The sequence below is a fragment of the Thalassospira xianhensis MCCC 1A02616 genome, assembly GCF_003326475.1.
Classification (GTDB): domain Bacteria; phylum Pseudomonadota; class Alphaproteobacteria; order Rhodospirillales; family Thalassospiraceae; genus Thalassospira; species Thalassospira xianhensis.
Window position 1 is genome coordinate 14477 of record NZ_JPWA01000012.1, and the last position, 17509, is coordinate 31985.

Consider the following 17509-nt stretch of genomic DNA (forward strand, 5'->3'; position numbering starts at 1 on the left):
CACTTGGCCCCTAGGATGGCCGAAATTTTACATATTACGAAGTGACCAATGAACCAGCTTGCAAAATTGGCCCTTGAAATGGGGCCGCTCATTCTCTTTTTCGCTGTAAATGCAACAACCAATCTAATGACTGCTACCGCAGTTTTTGTGGCTGCCACTGTTGTGTCGCTGATCACTTCGTTTCTGGTTGCCAGAACGATTCCCGTAATGCCGTTGATTGGCGGGGTTTTTGTGATCGTGTTTGGTGGATTGACCCTTTATCTAGACAACGATCTGTTCATTAAAATCAAACCGACCATCGTCAATTTGCTTTTTGCGGCAATTTTGTTTGGCGGTTTGATGGCAGGAAAATTGTTTTTGAAGCTGGTTCTGGAAAGCGCGTTCAAGGCGACTGACGAAGGTTGGCGCATCCTGACCTGGCGTTGGAGCATATTCTTTATTGTCCTCGCCGTGATCAATGAAATCGTCTGGCGTAATTTCTCGACCGATACCTGGGTTGCCTTCAAAGTCTGGGGCATCATGCCTTTGACGATGGTATTCGGCATGGCACAGGTCCCGATATTGATGAAACATCAGTTGCCGGAAGAAGAGGGCGGCTCACCTGCAGCGTAATCAGCTCAAGCTTAACGAACAAATATACGGCCGTGACACAAGTCCCGGCCTTTCATTTCATTGGTATTCGATTATTCGACTGGCAGAGCGATACTTACGACTGCCTGTGCCGCTATACCTTCCTCGCGACCAGTGAAGCCGAGACGCTCTGTCGTGGTCGCTTTGACATTGACCCGATCAACATCAATCCCCAGTATTTCCGAAACCTTTTCCCGCATGACCTTGGTATGAGGTCCGATCTTTGGGTGTTCGCAAATCAGCGTGATATCCGCGTTGATGATGCGGCCACCTCGTTCGCGGATAAGTTTGACCGCATGATAAACAAACTGGTCGGATGCCGCACCTTTCCATTTCATGTCGGATGGTGGGAAATGCTGACCGATATCACCGGCACCAATCGCCCCAAGCAATGCATCTGTAAGGGTGTGCAATCCGACATCTGCATCGGAATGACCATCAAGACGTGCGGTGTGAGGCACAGATACCCCACACAAAATACAATGATCGCCCGGCGCAAAGCGATGAACATCAAAACCTGTGCCAACCCGAAACTCTTCGCGGATCATTTTCTTATCTTCTTTCTTTAACTTGGAACCAGTGTACAACCGGTCATGCGCACGATCCATATCGTCAGGGCGCGTAACTTTATCGTTTGCAACATCACCCTCGACACAGATTACATCAAGGCCAAGCTGCTCGAGAAGGGCCGCATCGTCGGTGAACTCCAATCCCTCAAATTGCTTGTGCGCTTTAAGAATTGTTGCAAAATGGAAGCCCTGTGGTGTTTGGGCGCGATGAAGTTGTGCGCGCGGAATTGTCTTTTCAATAAAGCCGGAATGACCTGCTTGTTTTATGGTATCCATAACGGGCAGGGTCGGAATTGCACCGGAATGTTCTGACAGCGCATTAACGACACGCAAGATAACGTCGTCGGAAATCCCGGGTCTTGCCGCATCATGTATGAGAACATAGTCCGGGTTTTCATCTTCCAGCGATCGCAATCCGTTCAGAACGGACTGTTGTCTTGTCAGGCCTCCGGCGATCGGTTCCGGCAGTGATAAACCGTTCATGGCGTCATCATAGCGATCCCGATGGTCCGGATTATAAATCACCCGGATCATTTCGAGCGGCACAAGCTTTGCGAAACTCTCGATACAGTGCCGCAACAATGGCTTTCCACCAAGCAAATGATATTGTTTTGGTATCGGGTCGCCAAATCTGCTACCGCTGCCTGCAGCAACGATGACAACTGCGATTTTTTTGGTCATAAACGTTCATGCCGTGACTTGTCTGAATTGCGCCGCAGGCTATCTTTCTGCGACGCCTTTGCCAAGTCGCCATTTGTCCGACCTTATGACGTAAACAGCTTCAGTCCGGATCCGAACATGCTCGCTGCCGTTCTTCACATTTTGTGCCTGTTGCCGTTGACCACGCAAATCATGCGGCGTGATCCTCAACGTGATGTCTGGCTGTTTACCTCGATTTGCATAGCGGCTTTGGGCACCGTTGTGGTTCTTGGATTAACCGGCGAAGAAGTGCAATCGCGCGGCTTTACAGCGGCTTTGCATTGGTCCGAGCTCTCGGTAATCCTGATTTTTGGCGGGCTTGTTATTTGCAAAGGGCCGAAACAGATATGGCGCCTTGCCGGTTATATCGGGGGATATCTTTTACTGTTTGGTGGAATTGCCGGGTTTTTCAATGTGTTCGAGCCGGTTTTCGATCCATCAGTATCAGAGCCGGTTCTTTATTCCGGTTGGCTATGGGTGCATATCGGAACGTCTCTGGTGACCTATGCACTCGTTACTTTGGCGGCAATAGCGGCAATGGCATACATCGTTCAGGAAAATGCCCTGAAGAACAGGCGGCCCAATCGCTGGAGCCGCCGCCTGCCGCCTTTGCGTGACAGTGAATATATGCTGGTTGGTTTTCTTAAATGGTCTGCTTGGGTTCTTGTTGTTGGCATTTTCACCGGTTTTGCACTACGTCAGGTCGAAGATCAGTCGCTTTTCTATCTTGATCACAAAATGCTTTTGACCCTGCTTGGCTTCGCTGTGATTTGTGCTCTGATCTTCATTCATGAAAAATCCACCTTGCGGGGCCGAATGGCAGTGCGATTTGTTCTTGGGGCGTGGCTTCTGCTTACGCTGGCATTCCCTGGGGTGCGATTTGTCAGTGGATATCTGATCGGTTGATCCGGGCCTATATATTCGACAATTCGCTTAGAGTTGTTGCAACGCGGCGCCAGTTTTATTAATCTGCCCAAGTTTTAGGCAATCGGATTTTCTTCATGTCTTTGCAGATCGGTTCTGTAACCGTGCCAGAGAATGTCATTCTGGCACCGATGTCAGGTGTGACTGACCTTCCTTTCCGGCAACAGGTGCGCCAGTTTGGCGGCCACCTTGTTGTATCGGAAATGATTGCATCTGATGCCATGACACGCATTCAGCGCCATCAGAAAGAAGTGCGCAAGATGCACGGTGATTGTGCAGCCGAGAGCCCGCTTTCCGTTCAGCTTGCCGGGACCGAACCCGATGAAATGGCTTTGGCCGCAAAGATGAATGAAGATCGCGGTGCGATGATCATCGATATTAATATGGGCTGTCCGGCAAAAAAAGTCACAAAGGGTTATGCCGGTTCGGCCCTGATGCGCGATGAAAAGCTTGCTGCGGATATCATAAAGGCAACCGTTGACGCTGTTTCCGTGCCTGTGACGCTCAAGATGCGTTTGGGGTGGGACGACGATAATCGTAATGCGCCGCGGCTGGCGAAAATTGCCGAGGAACTCGGCATTGCGATGTTGACCATTCACGGGCGGACGCGTTGTCAGTTTTACAAGGGTGATGCTGATTGGGGTGCAATTGGGCTGGTTAAACAGGCGGTATCGATCCCGGTTATTGGCAATGGCGATGTCAACAGAGAAGAAGACGCAGCAGAACTTCTGAAACGTTCTGCTGCTGACGGTGTCATGGTCGGACGCGGCGCACAAGGTCGACCGTGGTTTTTGGCGCAGGTTTCACATTACCTGAAAACAGGCACCAAACTGGCTGCACCGTCGCTTGATGTGCAGCTGGAAACCATTCTGCGTCACTATGATGCGATGATTGATCATCACGGGCTGCAAGGTGTGCGGATCGCCAGAAAGCATCTGGCTTGGTACTGCAACAGCTTGCGCAATGCGACGGAATTTCGCCGTGTTGTTAATGAGTTAAGTGATCCATCTGAAGTCAGGAGTCAAATCAGGGCTTTCTATGAGCCACTGATTGAGAATACCGAAAACCAGGCTGCTGCCTGAGAATAACAAGAACCAAATAGCTATTTTATCGGGGAAACTTTGAATGAGACTTGGATTTGGCAAAGGGAACGGGGTAGATCCGACTGGCGTGCTTAATGCAATTGCCAGTGCGGTTATCGTTTCTGATCGGGATGGCAAGATCCGCTTCGTCAATCAGGCGACGGAACAGCTGTTCAACACCAGCGCCGCCGTCCTCTGCCGCAGCAATCTCAAGGATTTCATTCCAGGTGACAGCCCGGTTTTCTCTCTTATCACTCAGGCAATTGACGAAGCGACATTGGTGGCTGATCATAATCTACTGATCGAGAGCCCGAAAATTGGCAAACATACTGTAAACCTGACCGTGGGTTCGATGCCAGATGAACCCGACTGTGCCGTTTTGACGTTCGAGCCGCGCTCTATCGCCCAAAAGATTGACAATCAGCTGTTGAGCCGGAACTCAGCCCGCTCGGTAAGTGCAATGGCGGCAATCCTTGCGCACGAGATCAAAAACCCGCTTTCGGGTATCCGTGGTGCAGCTCAATTGCTTGAGCAGACCTCAAACGAGGACGACAGGGTCCTGACGCGTCTGATCTGTGACGAGGCAGACCGTATTGTCGACCTTGTTGATCGTATGGAAATCTTTTCTGATAAACCGATGGAACGCGGTGCAGTCAATATCCATACCGTGCTTGAACATGTCCGCAGGCTTGCAGAAAACGGCTTTGGCAAACATCTGGCATTCGAAGAAATCTATGACCCGTCGCTGCCACCGGTTTTCGGGAATAGGGACCAGCTTATTCAGGTATTTTTGAACCTTTTGAAGAATGCGGGCGAAGCGGTTGATCATGATAGCGGTCATATTGTGATATCGACCCGCTATCAGCACGGTGTTCGCCTTGCTGTTGCGGGCGGTGATGCGCGTGTGCATTTGCCGTTGGTCGTGTCTGTACGTGACAATGGACCAGGTATTGCACCCGACATGCGCGAAAGCCTGTTTGACCCGTTCGTAACAACAAAACCAACCGGCTCAGGATTGGGGCTGGCCTTGGTGGCCAAGATTATCAATGACCACGGTGGTGTGATTGAGGTTAAAGATGCACCGGGGGGCGGTGCCGAATTCCAGATCATGCTGCCAATCTATAACCGCACGCTGGCTGAAGATGTCGGTGCGGGCAATATAATTAAGAACAAGGAAGAAACCGTATGAGCCCGAGCCCGGCCAGAATTCTTGTTGCTGACGACGACCGTGCAATCCGTACCGTTCTGACACAGGCTTTGTCGCGTCAGGGTCATGAGGTGCGAAGCACCGGTCACGGACGGACCTTGTGGGACTGGATCGCTGACGGGGATGGCGATCTGGTAATCACAGACGTGATGATGCCGGACGAAAACGGGCTCGACATGGTTCCGCGTATCCGCAAACTGCGTCCGGACTTGCGTGTGATCGTCATGAGCGCGCAAAACACACTGATGACAGCGGTAAAAGCAGCCCAGAGAGGGGCTTTTGAATATCTGCCAAAACCGTTTGATTTGAATGAGCTGATAAGCATTGTTGATCGGGCACTCGAAACGCCACAGGCTGACGAGAATGCCAAATCCCCTGATGATGAAGGGGATGATCGTCTGCCTCTGATCGGTCGGTCATCGGCGATGCAGGAAATTTACCGTGCTCTCGCCCGTCTGATGAACACCGACCTTACCGTCATGGTGACAGGAGAAAGTGGCACCGGTAAAGAGTTGGTGGCCCGTGCGCTGCACGAATATGGCGGACGTCGCCACGGCCCGTTCGTTGCCATCAACATGGCGGCAATTCCGCGTGAGCTTATCGAAAGTGAGCTTTTCGGCCATGAAAAAGGGGCCTTTACCGGAGCTAACGAGCGCAAGGTAGGCCGGTTTGAGCAGGCTGAGGGCGGAACGCTATTTCTTGATGAAATAGGTGACATGCCGCTGGAGGCACAGACCCGATTACTGCGTGTTTTGCAGGAAGGTGAATATACCCGTGTTGGCGGGCGAACACCGATCCGTGTGAATGTCCGCATCGTTGCTGCAACCCACAGGGATCTGCGCAAGCTGATCCGCGAAGGCACCTTCCGCGAAGATTTGTTCTATCGTCTTAATGTCGTTCCAATCCGGCTACCGTCATTGCGTGAACGGCTGGAAGACATTCCCGAACTGGTCAATCACTTCCTCATGCAGGCCAGTGAAGAGGGGTTGCCTCGCAAGACACTTTCAGCCGAGGCCATGGCACGCTTAAAAGCCCATCGATGGCCTGGAAATATACGCGAACTGGAAAATATGGTTCGCCGTTTGACTGCGCTCTATTCGCATGACGTGATTGGCGTCGATGTTATCGAAACCGAGTTTTCGGAAAACAGCATCAGTGAAGCCGCACCGGTCGGGGAACCGCAATCACTAGCGGAATCGATCGAACGTCATGTTCGTGAATACTATGATGCCCATGACGAAGACCTTCCTTCAAGCGGCCTGTATGATCGTATATTGCGCGAAATGGAACGTCCGTTGCTGACTGTTACACTGGAAGCTACCCGTGGTAATCAGGTGAAGGCGGCCGAGGTTCTGGGACTTAACCGGAATACATTGCGCAAGAAAATCCGCGATCTGGGACTGGAAGTCGTCAGGGGCGCAAAATGACCGAAGCCGGACGACCCGTCACCAGTCGTCTGATGCGTTTAGGGTTTGTCAGATTTCTGGGTCGATTAAGCCAGTCGCGCAAGTTTGCGATTGGTCTGGTCTGTGCCGGGCTTATATCGGTTCTGGCGACCTATCTTGCCATGACCGGTACTGCTCCACTGCGGCCGGAACCACGTCTGATCATCCTGCTGTTAAACATTGATCTTATTCTTGTTTTGGCTCTTGCCACATTGGTTGCGCGCAAGCTCGTTCAGATTTGGGCGGAACGACGGCGTGGCACGGCCGGTGCCAAGCTTCACACAAGAATGGTTCTACTGTTCTCGCTGGTGGCGGTGACCCCGGCCATTATCGTTGCTATTTTTTCCGCATTGTTTCTGCATTTCGGTATTCAGGGATGGTTCAGTGATCGTATCAGAACTGCCGTCGAAGAAAGCATGGTCATTGCAGAGGCATACCTGAAAGAACATCAGGAGCTTATCCGGGCCGATGTTCTGGCAACGGCCAATGACCTTCAACGTCTTGGCGTCAATTTTGCAACAGACAGAGAGCGCATCAACCGGATACTGACGGCTCAGGCCGATGCCCGTGGATTGCCGGAAGCCGTGATAATTGACGGAAGCGGCGCCGTACTTGCGCAGTCCGACTACAGTTTTTCCTATGATCCGGTCCTGTCACCAATTCCACAGGAAGTCTATGATCGGGCGCGAAACAACGATGTTGTTCTGCTTTTGGGGAATACGGACAACCGTATTCGCGCCATGGCGCATCTCGACAGTTTCATTGACGGGTATCTTCTGGTCGGCCGGTTTGTTGATCCCAATGTTCTTGAGCGTATCGACAAGGCCAGAAAGGCAGTAACTGCCTACGAAAACCTTGAAGGTGAACGGTCCGGGATTGTCATCACCTTCGTGATGATTTTCGTGCTGATTGCCGTTGTCTTGCTTCTGGCCGCAGTGACTTTGGGTCTTATGGTTGCAACACGCTTGGTCGAACCGATTTCCCAATTGATTGTGGGGGCAGAAAAGGTCCGTGACGGAGATTTGACCTTCCGTGTTCCGCTTGCAGGGCAGGAAGACGAGCTTGAAGCACTAACCCGTGCTTTCAACCGCATGACATCCCAGCTTGATACGCAGCGTACCGAACTGGTAGCGGCCAATCGTCTGAATGACGAGCGCCGTCGGTTTACAGAGGCAATTCTGGGTGGTGTGACTGCCGGGGTGATCGGGCTTGATGCAGAATGCCACATCAATCTGCCAAACCGCAGTGCTTCCGACCTTATGGGGATTGATCTTGACGGGGCTATCGGGCAGTCCATCTGCGAGGTCATCCCGGAATTCTCCGAACTTTTCGACGATCTACACAAGGAAGGTGATCGAAGCAAATCGCGGCAGATTGAAATCCGACGGGATGGTTTGGCCCTGATGCTTTTGGCCCGGGTAACGGTCGAGCGTGCGGAAGATCGGTCTATTTTTGGCTATGTCGTAACCTTTGACGATGTAACGGAACTTCAAACCGCGCAGCGTATGGCTGCCTGGGCCGACGTTGCGCGTCGAATTGCGCACGAAATCAAAAACCCGCTGACACCGATACAATTATCGGCAGAGCGTCTAAAACGTCGATATCTCAAGGAAATTCAAAGCGATACCGAAGTGTTTAAAACCTGTACCGACACGATTATTCGTCAAGTCGGAGACATAGGACGTATGGTCGACGAATTCTCAAGTTTTGCGAGAATGCCGTCACCGAAGATGAAATCTGAAAAGATTGTTGATCTGGTCAAAGGTGCGGTATTCCTTCAAAAACAGGCCTACAATAAAATAACGTATGACTTCGATCCGAAAGCAGGCCGTGATATTGAAGTTTCATGCGATGCCCGACAGGTCAATCAGTGCCTGACCAATACCCTTAAAAATGCAGCTGAGGCGATTGACGGAAGGGAAGGCGACGAAAGCGAATTGCCGCCGGGCCGTATAGAAATTTCTGTGACACGCTCTGATGAACATCAACGCATCTACGTTACAGTCTCGGATAATGGCAAAGGTTTGCCGGTTGAAAATCGTGAACGACTAACCGAACCCTACGTAACAACCCGGTCAAAAGGTACTGGTCTGGGTCTTGCAATCGTCAAGAAAATCATGGAAGACCATGGCGGAGAGCTTATACTCGCTGACGGTGTTGAGAGCGGAGCAACGGTTACACTGGCCTTTCCAGTCGCAGGTAAACATATAACTGCAGAAGAAACTGCAGATAGCACCTCTTTGAACAACTGATCCTGTTGTTTCATCAGCAATAATTTTAGATACGGGCATATTGGTCACGACATGGCGCACGATATTCTGATCGTCGATGATGAAGAAGATATCCGGGCACTGATCGCCGGAATCCTCGAAGACGAAGGACACAAAACCCGCCAGGCAGGTTCAAGCCAGGAAGCATTGTCAGAGGTTGCCGCGCGGCGACCAAGTCTGGTGATTCTTGATATCTGGATGGACGAGAGCGATCACGACGGTATCGAGACTCTCAAACTGATCAAGCGTGAGCATAGTGAAGTGCCTGTCGTCATGATTTCGGGACATGGCAACATCGAAACAGCGCTGGAAGCGTCACGTAACGGTGCGTACGATTTCATTGAGAAGCCGTTCAATACGGATCGACTGTTGCTGGTTGTCGAACGCGCAATCGACGATGCCCGCCTGCGTCGCGAGAACCGCGAGCTGACCATGCGGGCAGGGGGAGACACCGAACTAGTTGGTTGTTCCTCTGTCATTAATGGTTTACGCCAAGCGATTGACCGTGTTGCTCGTACCGGAAGCCGAATTTTGATTTCCGGCCCGGCCGGTTCGGGAAAAGAAGTCGTCGCGCGTCTTATCCACAAAAATTCCGCCCGTGCCGAAGCGCCTTTTGTTGTTTTGAATTGCGCGAATATTTCACCCGACACAATGGAAGAGTCACTGTTTGGCGCCGTCGCGGCGGCCAATCGCGAAGCACGTACCGGTGTGCTGGAACTGGCGCATGGTGGAACCTTACTGCTTGATGAAGTGGCAGATATGCCGTTGGAAACGCAGGGGAAAATTGTTCGCGTTCTGCAGGAGCAGACATTCGAGCGTGTCGGTGGCTCTGTGCCTGTCAGCGTGGATGTGCGCGTTATTGCAACAACCGCGCGAGATCTGGAAGAACGGATTGCGGAGCAGCGGTTTCGTCAGGACTTGTACTATCGCCTGAATGTCGTGCCGTTGCAGGTTCCGTCCCTGCAGCAGCGCCGTGATGATATCCCTGACCTCGCAGAATGGTTTCTTGTACGCTATGCAGAGGCAACCGGACTGCCCAAACGCAAGCTTTCCGCCGAAGCACTCGCCGCGTTGCATTCATACGACTGGCCCGGGAATGTTCGGCAATTGCGCAACGTCATCGAGCGCCTGATGATCATGGCACCAGATGACAGTACGGATGTCATCAGTGGCAAAATGCTGCCATCAGAGTTGTTTGAAGATGTGCCGGTATCTTTGAATTTTGATAAAACCAGTGAAATCATGGCATTGCCTCTGCGCGAAGCCCGCGAGATGTTCGAAAAGGAATATCTTCAAACGCAGGTGGAACGTTTCGGCGGGAATATTTCCAAAACTGCAAGCTTTGTCGGTATGGAACGTTCTGCCTTGCATCGAAAACTCAAAAGTCTGGGCGTGAATGGGGAGCGTGCGGAATAATCCGCCAGCGCGATCCGGAGCTTTTGAACGGGAGACGAAACAATGAAGGTCATCATTTGCGGCGCCGGGCAGGTGGGCTTCCACATTGCCAAATATCTTGCTGCCGAAAACAATGATGTGACGGTTATAGACCAGTCGGAAGAATTGGTTCGCAAGATTTCCGATACACTGGAAGTCAAGGGTATCATTGGTTTCGGGTCACATCCCGATGTCTTACAGCAGGCAGGTGCCGACGAAGCCGACATGCTGATTGCGGTAACCTTTGCCGATGAAGTCAACATGACAGCTTGTCAGGTTGCGCATTCCCTGTTCAATGTACCGACAAAAATTGCCCGTATTCGCAGTCAGACCTATCTGCAACCGGAATGGGCCAGTTTGTTCGGCCGTGAAAAACTGCCGATTGATGTGGTCATTTCGCCGGAAATGGAAGTGGCCCGAGCTGTTGCACGTCGTTTGCGCGCGCCAGGCGCCTTTGACATGATCCCGTTTGCCGATGACAAGGTCAAAATCCTTGGTCTGAGGTGCAATGAAGATTGCCCGGTAATCAATACGCCGCTTCGGCAATTACATCAGCTTTTCCCTGATCTGAATATTTCGATCCTCGGCATGATCCGCAATGACAAGCCGGTTTATCCCAAGGGGGATGATCAGATGCTGGCCGGCGACCTGGTCTATCTGGCGGTTTCCAGTGATCAGGTGGATCGGGCTATGTCGGCCTTTGGTCACGAGGACCCTGAAGCACGACGCATCGTTATTTTTGGGGGCGGTAACATTGCCCTGTTCTTGGCAGAAGAAATCAATCAGAACTTCCCGGGGGTAACCACCCGCCTGATCGAGGCAGACCCGGAGCGAGCCCGTTTCGTTGCGCAGAAATTACCGAAGAAAAGCGTGGTTCTGCGAGGGGATGTGCTCGATCCAGAATTGCTTGAAGAGGCCAATGTCGGTAATGCCGAGGCCGTTGTTGCTCTGACAAACGATGATGAAACGAACATTCTGTCATCACTCCTGGCGAAACGGTATGGCTGCCCGCGCGCACTGACCCTGATTAATAAAAGCACCTATACATCCTTGGTCTCCGAGCTTGGCATTGATGTGGTCATCAGTCCGCGCATGACGACGGTTTCGACAATTCTTCACCATGTTCGCCGGGGCCGAATTCGTGCGGTGCATAGTCTTTCAGAAGGATTTGGCGAGGTCCTGGAAGCCGAAGCACTTGAGACGGCACCAATTGTTGGCAAGGCGATCAAGGATATCGCCATGCCAGCAGGCGTCGTGTTTGGTGCAATCCTGCGCGACGGTGAAGTCGTGATGCCACGCGCCAATACGGTGATCGAAGCCAATGACCGGATTGTGGTCTTCGCGGGCTCCGAGCAAATCAAAAAGGTCGAGAAGATGTTTGCCGTCCGGCTGGAATATTTCTAGGTATTTAAAGGTTTGCAGCATTCTTCTTGTAAATCAGATTCACGTGCGTTCCGGATATATTCATGTCAGAAAAAATGCCATTGCCGCCAAAAGCCGTTATTTTCGACTGGGACAATACGCTGGTCGATAGCTGGGAAACCATTCAGGTGGCTCTTAATCTGACATTTGATGATTTCGGCAAAGACCGCTGGGATCTTGTCGAGACAAAAACACGGGTTGCACGTTCATTGCGGGACAGCTTCCCGACCCTGTTTGGCGAAGATCGCTGGGAAGAAGCCAAAAATCGTTTCTATGCTCATTTCAAGGCTATCCACTTGGAAACGCTTACACCACTCACAGGGGCGCATGATCTTTTGTGTGCACTTCGTGATACTGGTGCCTATATGGGCGTGGTCAGTAACAAGAACGGCAACTTCCTGCGCTCGGAAGTTGCCCACCTCGGCTGGGGCCATTTTTTTGGTGGCGTTGTCGGTGCGACGGATGCCCAAAATGACAAACCTGCAGCTGATCCAGTACATCTGGCCATGGGCGACTCTGCTGCGGCGCAATATGAGAATCTGTGGTTTGTGGGTGATAGTGTGGTCGATATTCAGTGTGCACGGAATGTCGGTGCGACGGCGATATTGATCGGAGACGAAATTACCGGTCACGGGGATGCCACGAATTCCGCGACTCTCAGCCCAGATTGGCATTTCCCCGATTGCGAAGCGCTTGTAAGGCTTGTAAAAAGCTTTGCGAAAGTCTTATAGTTCAATCAGGTCATAAAAATGGGGCCGGAGCCGTAACAGACAGAAAAGTCATCGGTTCTGCATTTTCCTTGACCACCCGAAACGATAAAAACGCTCATAAAAGAAGGCTAGGTCTAACCAATGGCGGAAAAATCACAAAATGTTCAGGACGTATTCCTGAATTATTGCCGTAAAAACAAAACGCCGGTTACCGTGTTTCTGGTCAACGGAGTCAAATTGCAGGGCATCATTACCTGGTTTGACAATTTCTCAGTTTTGCTGCGGCGCGATGCTCACACCCAGCTCGTTTACAAACATGCGATTTCGACAGTAATGCCGACGACGCCGATTAAACTGTTTGATCCGAGCCAGCCTGCGGACGAAGAAAATAGCTGACGAATCTCTGACTGCGGGGGCTAACGGCGAAGATGACAGCCCCCGGGTCCTCGTTTTCCATCCGGAACTTAAACGTGCGGATCAGGCTGGATCCTGGCGCGACGCGTCGTCGCGACTGGAAGAAGCCGTCAGCCTGACCGGCGCACTGGATTTTGAAGTAGTGGGCGCAGATGTTGTGCCCATTGCGAAAACACGACCGGCAACCCTGTTCGGAACCGGCGTGGTCGAGCGTCTTGGCAATCAGATTAAAGCCGAAGAAGCCGACATTGTTATGATCAATGGCCAGCTTTCCCCGATCCAGCAGCGTAATCTGGAACGTGAATGGAAGTGCAAGGTCATCGACCGAACCGGCCTTATTCTCGAAATCTTTGCCGACCGTGCACGCACCCGCGAGGGGCGTTTGCAGGTTCAACTGGCATTGCTGAGCTATCAGAAGTCTCGTCTGGTTCGGACATGGACACACCTTGAACGTCAGCGCGGCGGCCGTGGCTTCCTCGCCGGACCGGGTGAACGCCAAATCGAGATTGACCGTCGGTTGATTGGAGACAAGCTCGCAAAGCTCCGTCGGGAACTGGAAGAAGTCAAAAGGACACGTGAACTTCACCGTGAGGCGCGCCGTCGGGTCCCTTATCCGATTGTGGCACTTGTCGGTTATACCAACGCAGGAAAATCAACACTATTCAATCAACTAACGGTGTCTGATGTTTTTGCTGAAGACATGTTGTTTGCGACGCTTGATCCGACCATGCGTGGATTGGAGTTGCCAAGCGGCAGGAAGGTTATCCTGTCTGATACCGTCGGGTTCGTTTCGGACCTGCCTCATGATCTTGTGGCCGCATTCCGGGCAACACTTGAAGAAGTTCTTGAAGCCGATCTGATCGTGCATGTTCGAGATGCGTCGTCGCATGAGACAGAGGCCCAAAAGCTTGATGTTCTTGAAGTTCTTAAAGCATTGGGACTGCAAAAAGCGATTGATGGTGAAGAGCTGGTAGAAGCGCTGAATAAATGCGATCAGCTTGAAGGTGAAGACCTGACAGCGGTACAGGAATATTCATCGCGGAACGCCAACACAATCGCGATTTCCGCGATCAAAGGTACGAACTGCGATGCCTTGCTGACATTGATCGAGGATCGGCTAACCGAGGATATGCCGATTTTCGAAGTGCTTGTTCCCTATTCGGATGGTAAGGCGCTGGCACGGTTGTATGAGCAAGGGGAAGTCCTGAAGCGTCTGGATGGCGAGGATGGTATTTCAGTGCAGGTTCGCATTGATGATAGTCGCGTCGGGCGTTTTGAAGACTGGTGTGCAAAATCGGGGTTCGATCCTCACCTCGTATAGGCAGGATCGAACCCCAAATTAAAACTGGAAAGGAACAAAGTGTGTTAAGCGTCGATATGGATAAGATTACCGAAATTATCCGCGAAGTATCGGCCGAGGAAATAGCGCCACGCTTTGGTCAGTTGGAAGAAAGCGATATCGATACCAAGAGCCATGCCATGGACTTGGTGACAATCGCTGATACGGAGGCAGAGCGGGTTCTGACAAGACGTTTCTGCGACCTTTTGCCAGGCAGTGTTGCGCTGGGTGAGGAGGCAGCCCACGCCGATCCGAAGTTGCCGGAACGTGTGTTTAGCAATGATGCTCCGGTCTGGATCATCGACCCTGTTGACGGGACCAAGAATTTTGCTCATCATCGTCAGCCGTTCCGGTGTATGGTTGCCCTTTATCATGGTGATGAAACCGTTGCTGCTTGGATCATTGATCCGATTGAAGGTTCAGCAACGGTAGCAGAGAAAGGGGCAGGGACTCTCCATAACGGCTCCCCCGTGCATGTTCGCTCAAACATTCAGGTTACAAAAGATGCCAAGGGTTTCCTGATCTCGTTTGCCCGTGACCGTATCCTCAAACATTACGGACATCTCGATTTCTTTGACGAGGTCGCCCATTATTCCTGTTGTGGGGCCGAATATCAGGAAATTGCCCAAGGGCTTTTTGACTTCTGTGCCTATCGCAACCTGAAACCGTGGGATCATGCCCCTGGAACCTTGCTGGTGCGCGAGGCAGGTGGTGTTGCCAAATATATCACCGCAACAGGATCGGATGAATATCACGCCAATGGTAATGCACCGGGATTACTATGTGCATCCTCGCCAGAACTTTGGGCAGAAATGAGCGAGATACTGCTGCCTTTGTTCGGATAGTGTCGGCTTTTTATCCTTCAGCCGTTAGTGTGCTCGGCCTTTTTGGCGTCATTCCATAGCGCATCCATTTCTTCCAGATCGGATTGGCTTGCACTTCGCCCATCACGGGCCAATTCGTTTTCGATGAAATGAAAGCGGCGCGTAAATTTGTGGTTTGCGCGACGCAACGCGACTTCCGGGTCAACGTCCAGCTTGCGTGCCAGATTGGCCATAACAAACAGCATGTCACCAAGTTCGTCTTCAATTCGGTCCTGATTGGGATTTTGGGTCAGTTCGGCCTGCAGCTCGCCGATTTCTTCGTGCAGCTTGTCAAAAACCTCGTCCGTAGACGGCCAGTCAAATCCTACGCGCGCGGCCCGTTTTGTCAGTTTTTCGGCCCGCATCAGTGCGGGCAGGGCGCTTGCTACACCATCAAGGGCACTATGGCGTTCATGCCCTCTCGTCTCGGCCTTTTCTGCTCGCTCTGCGGCCTTAATCTTTTCCCAGGTCTGGTTGACACCATCTGTGGTTTTTACGTCACCGTCACCAAACACATGCGGATGCCGAACAATCATCTTTGATACAATGCTGTTTGCGACATCTTCAAAAGTGAAATGGCCTTCTTCAGATGCCATTTGCGAATGAAAGACGACTTGCAGCAAAAGGTCTCCGAGTTCTTCGCGTAATTCGTTCATATCATTCTGGGCTATCGCATCAGCGACTTCATATGCTTCCTCAATAGTGTAAGGAGCAATGGTCGCAAAGTTTTGCTCCAGATCCCAGGGACAACCTCCATCTGGGTCACGCAACCTTGCCATGACATCCAGTAATGCATTGATTGCCTTGCTATTATGATCGGTCATATTTCTTTTGCCCCGGTGTCATTGGCATGTACTTGGTGTTCTGTCCTAACGTGCCTTATCCTGTCTGGCAAGCAGCCCGATACAACAAAGCAAAACCCGCCAACAGATTGCTGGCGGGTTTTGCTCTTTGATAGAGAATAAACATAATCAGGCAGCAGCAAGCTCTTCGGCTTTGTCGGAGCTTTTATCGTCAGCTTTGCTTTTCTTACCTTCGACAAGGCCGCGATGCAGTGCCTTGATTGCCTTGCTGAAGTCGCCTTCGGCAACAACGAACTGTAGGTCGACCCGGCGGCTGGGATAGTGGCTAGCGACCAGTTCAATGCCGTCGGCGTCAAGAATGCCAACCGCGCGGGCAAACAGGCCCGGCTGATCAATATTGGCACCGATCACGGAAACGATCGCCACCTTGCGGGTCTTCACACTTGCTTCGGGTTGTTTTGCTTCGATCTCGTCGACACAGCGGCGAATCTGCTTAAGCGGTGCTGATACATAATGCGTGATCGTGTTAGCATTCAGATTCTTGGTGACGGTTGGAACCTTGAAGCGTTTCAGAACACTCAGAATTGTTTCTTCACCACCGGCAACACCAACCATGTCCTGATTGAACACTTCGATCTCGAATGCTGTCGGAACGCCAGTCACGATCTCGACACGGCTGTCATCCGGATCCCAATGATCGTCAATAACGGTCCCCGGGTGTTCCGGTTCAAACGTGTTGGCGATCCGCAGCGGGATGTCATTCTGACGCAGCCCCTTGGCCGCACGCGGATGAATGGCTTCCATCCCCATATTCGACAGCTGATCGGCGACGTCATAGCTGGTACGACCAATCGGACGCACGGCATCCTCCCCGACGATTCGCGGATCCGCACTCGACAGATGGAATTCCTTGTGAATGATCGCTTCACGCGCCTGCGTCAGGCAGGCGATACGCGAAAATGTCACTTCACTGTAGCCACGGCCATAAATGCTCATCAGACCTTCGCTGCACTGGGCATATCCCGTGGCAATCGGAAGCTGTTTCGAGATATCGATATCGGAAAATACCTTTTCGATACGACCGTCAAGAGTTGATGCTTCCGGCTCGCGCCAGCCCGAAAGGTCGGCAAACACCGCGTTCACCCCCTTGGCGCGGAGCAGTAGCATTGTATTGTGCGCGCTGTGTGACTCACCGATCGCGCTCAGCATCTCACGTACCGTCAGCAAGTGCTTTTCAAGCTTGAAATGCCCAAAACTGCAGAGGCGGTGCAAATCCATCAGGCAACTGCGTGTGCCCTCGATACGCTCCTGAACAAAGGCGTTGGCCAGCTTGAGTTCAGGCGCATCACCAAAGATTTCTTCATTAATCGCACACATCTTCTCAGAAACCTTGGTCAGGGCATCACCCCATGCCCAATCGGTTTCAGAGCCCGCATAAAGCTGATAAACACCAGCTTCGCCGGTTTTCTTGTTTTCCAGCAACATGTCGGTAAAACCGCCATAAGCCGAAACCACAAAAACGCGGTTATAAAGTTCGCTGTCGCTGCGATTACCGACAAGGATGTTATCCATAACGGCAGTGACCTGCGACATCGACGTTCCGCCGATCTTGTGAACGCTATGCCCAGCGTCCGTTTTTGCGGCAGTCTTTTTCTGGGCTGAAAGCATGGTGCCTCCTTTGGGGGCGTTTCCTTGAAA

Annotated in this window: 15 protein-coding genes; 12 read left to right on the forward strand and 3 right to left on the reverse strand. The window is 51.8% G+C overall.

All coding sequences use genetic code 11. The features are described 5' to 3' along the window. The first annotated feature begins 48 nt into the window (after positions 1 to 48). Complete coding sequence (locus TH5_RS11315) at positions 49 to 612, forward strand: septation protein A (protein ID WP_062948808.1); 564 nt, start codon at positions 49 to 51, stop codon at positions 610 to 612. Positions 613 to 683: 71 nt separating this feature from the next. On the opposite strand, the gene TH5_RS11320 is transcribed toward TH5_RS11315, so the two are convergent. Beyond that, positions 684 to 1880 (reverse strand): bifunctional 2-C-methyl-D-erythritol 4-phosphate cytidylyltransferase/2-C-methyl-D-erythritol 2,4-cyclodiphosphate synthase, encoded by a 1197-nt coding sequence (locus tag TH5_RS11320; RefSeq protein WP_114121955.1) that lies wholly within the window; start codon positions 1878 to 1880, stop codon positions 684 to 686. A gap of 117 nt (positions 1881 to 1997) precedes the next feature. On the opposite strand from TH5_RS11320, the gene TH5_RS11325 reads away from it, so the two are divergent. The 11 genes from TH5_RS11325 (at position 1998) to TH5_RS11375 (ending at position 14990) form a co-directional block, all read left to right on the forward strand. Beyond that, positions 1998 to 2804, forward strand: a complete 807-nt coding sequence (locus TH5_RS11325) for a cytochrome C assembly family protein (RefSeq protein ID WP_062948812.1) — start codon at positions 1998 to 2000, stop codon at positions 2802 to 2804. A gap of 95 nt (positions 2805 to 2899) precedes the next feature. After that, complete coding sequence (gene dusB / locus TH5_RS11330; protein ID WP_114121956.1) at positions 2900 to 3904, forward strand: tRNA dihydrouridine synthase DusB; 1005 nt, start codon at positions 2900 to 2902, stop codon at positions 3902 to 3904. A 43-nt stretch (positions 3905 to 3947) separates the two neighbouring features. Next, entirely contained in the window at positions 3948 to 5093 is a 1146-nt protein-coding gene (locus TH5_RS11335) for a two-component system sensor histidine kinase NtrB (RefSeq protein ID WP_062948816.1), read from the forward strand. After that, positions 5090 to 6538, forward strand: a complete 1449-nt coding sequence (gene ntrC, locus TH5_RS11340) for a nitrogen regulation protein NR(I) (RefSeq protein WP_114121957.1) — start codon at positions 5090 to 5092, stop codon at positions 6536 to 6538. The genes TH5_RS11335 and ntrC overlap by 4 nt, the downstream gene beginning before the upstream one ends. Next, positions 6535 to 8808, forward strand: coding sequence for a sensor histidine kinase NtrY-like (locus TH5_RS11345; RefSeq protein WP_208638440.1), 2274 nt, complete (start codon positions 6535 to 6537; stop codon positions 8806 to 8808). The genes ntrC and TH5_RS11345 overlap by 4 nt, the downstream gene beginning before the upstream one ends. A gap of 51 nt (positions 8809 to 8859) precedes the next feature. Then, complete coding sequence (gene ntrX, locus TH5_RS11350) at positions 8860 to 10242, forward strand: nitrogen assimilation response regulator NtrX (RefSeq protein ID WP_062948820.1); 1383 nt, start codon at positions 8860 to 8862, stop codon at positions 10240 to 10242. Between the two features lie 42 nt (positions 10243 to 10284). Then, positions 10285 to 11664, forward strand: coding sequence for a Trk system potassium transporter TrkA (trkA, locus tag TH5_RS11355; protein ID WP_007089555.1), 1380 nt, complete (start codon positions 10285 to 10287; stop codon positions 11662 to 11664). Positions 11665 to 11726: 62 nt separating this feature from the next. Then, positions 11727 to 12413 (forward strand): HAD family hydrolase, encoded by a 687-nt coding sequence (locus TH5_RS11360; RefSeq protein WP_114121958.1) that lies wholly within the window; start codon positions 11727 to 11729, stop codon positions 12411 to 12413. A gap of 120 nt (positions 12414 to 12533) precedes the next feature. After that, positions 12534 to 12788, forward strand: a complete 255-nt coding sequence (gene hfq, locus TH5_RS11365) for an RNA chaperone Hfq (protein ID WP_062948826.1) — start codon at positions 12534 to 12536, stop codon at positions 12786 to 12788. Beyond that, on the forward strand, positions 12751 to 14127 hold the full coding sequence (hflX, locus tag TH5_RS11370) for a GTPase HflX (protein WP_114121959.1): 1377 nt from the start codon (positions 12751 to 12753) through the stop codon (positions 14125 to 14127). Before hfq ends, hflX begins: the two co-directional genes overlap by 38 nt. 41 nt (positions 14128 to 14168) lie before the next feature. Continuing rightward, positions 14169 to 14990 (forward strand): inositol monophosphatase family protein, encoded by an 822-nt coding sequence (locus TH5_RS11375; RefSeq protein WP_244204890.1) that lies wholly within the window; start codon positions 14169 to 14171, stop codon positions 14988 to 14990. Positions 14991 to 15007: 17 nt separating this feature from the next. On the opposite strand, the gene mazG is transcribed toward TH5_RS11375, so the two are convergent. Together mazG and TH5_RS11385 are read right to left on the reverse strand one after the other, a co-directional pair. Then, a complete protein-coding gene (gene mazG, locus TH5_RS11380; protein ID WP_114121960.1) occupies positions 15008 to 15832 on the reverse strand; it encodes a nucleoside triphosphate pyrophosphohydrolase in 825 nt (274 codons plus the stop codon). A 147-nt stretch (positions 15833 to 15979) separates the two neighbouring features. After that, positions 15980 to 17479, reverse strand: coding sequence for an aspartate kinase (locus tag TH5_RS11385; protein WP_114121961.1), 1500 nt, complete (start codon positions 17477 to 17479; stop codon positions 15980 to 15982). Positions 17480 to 17509 lie beyond the last annotated feature (30 nt).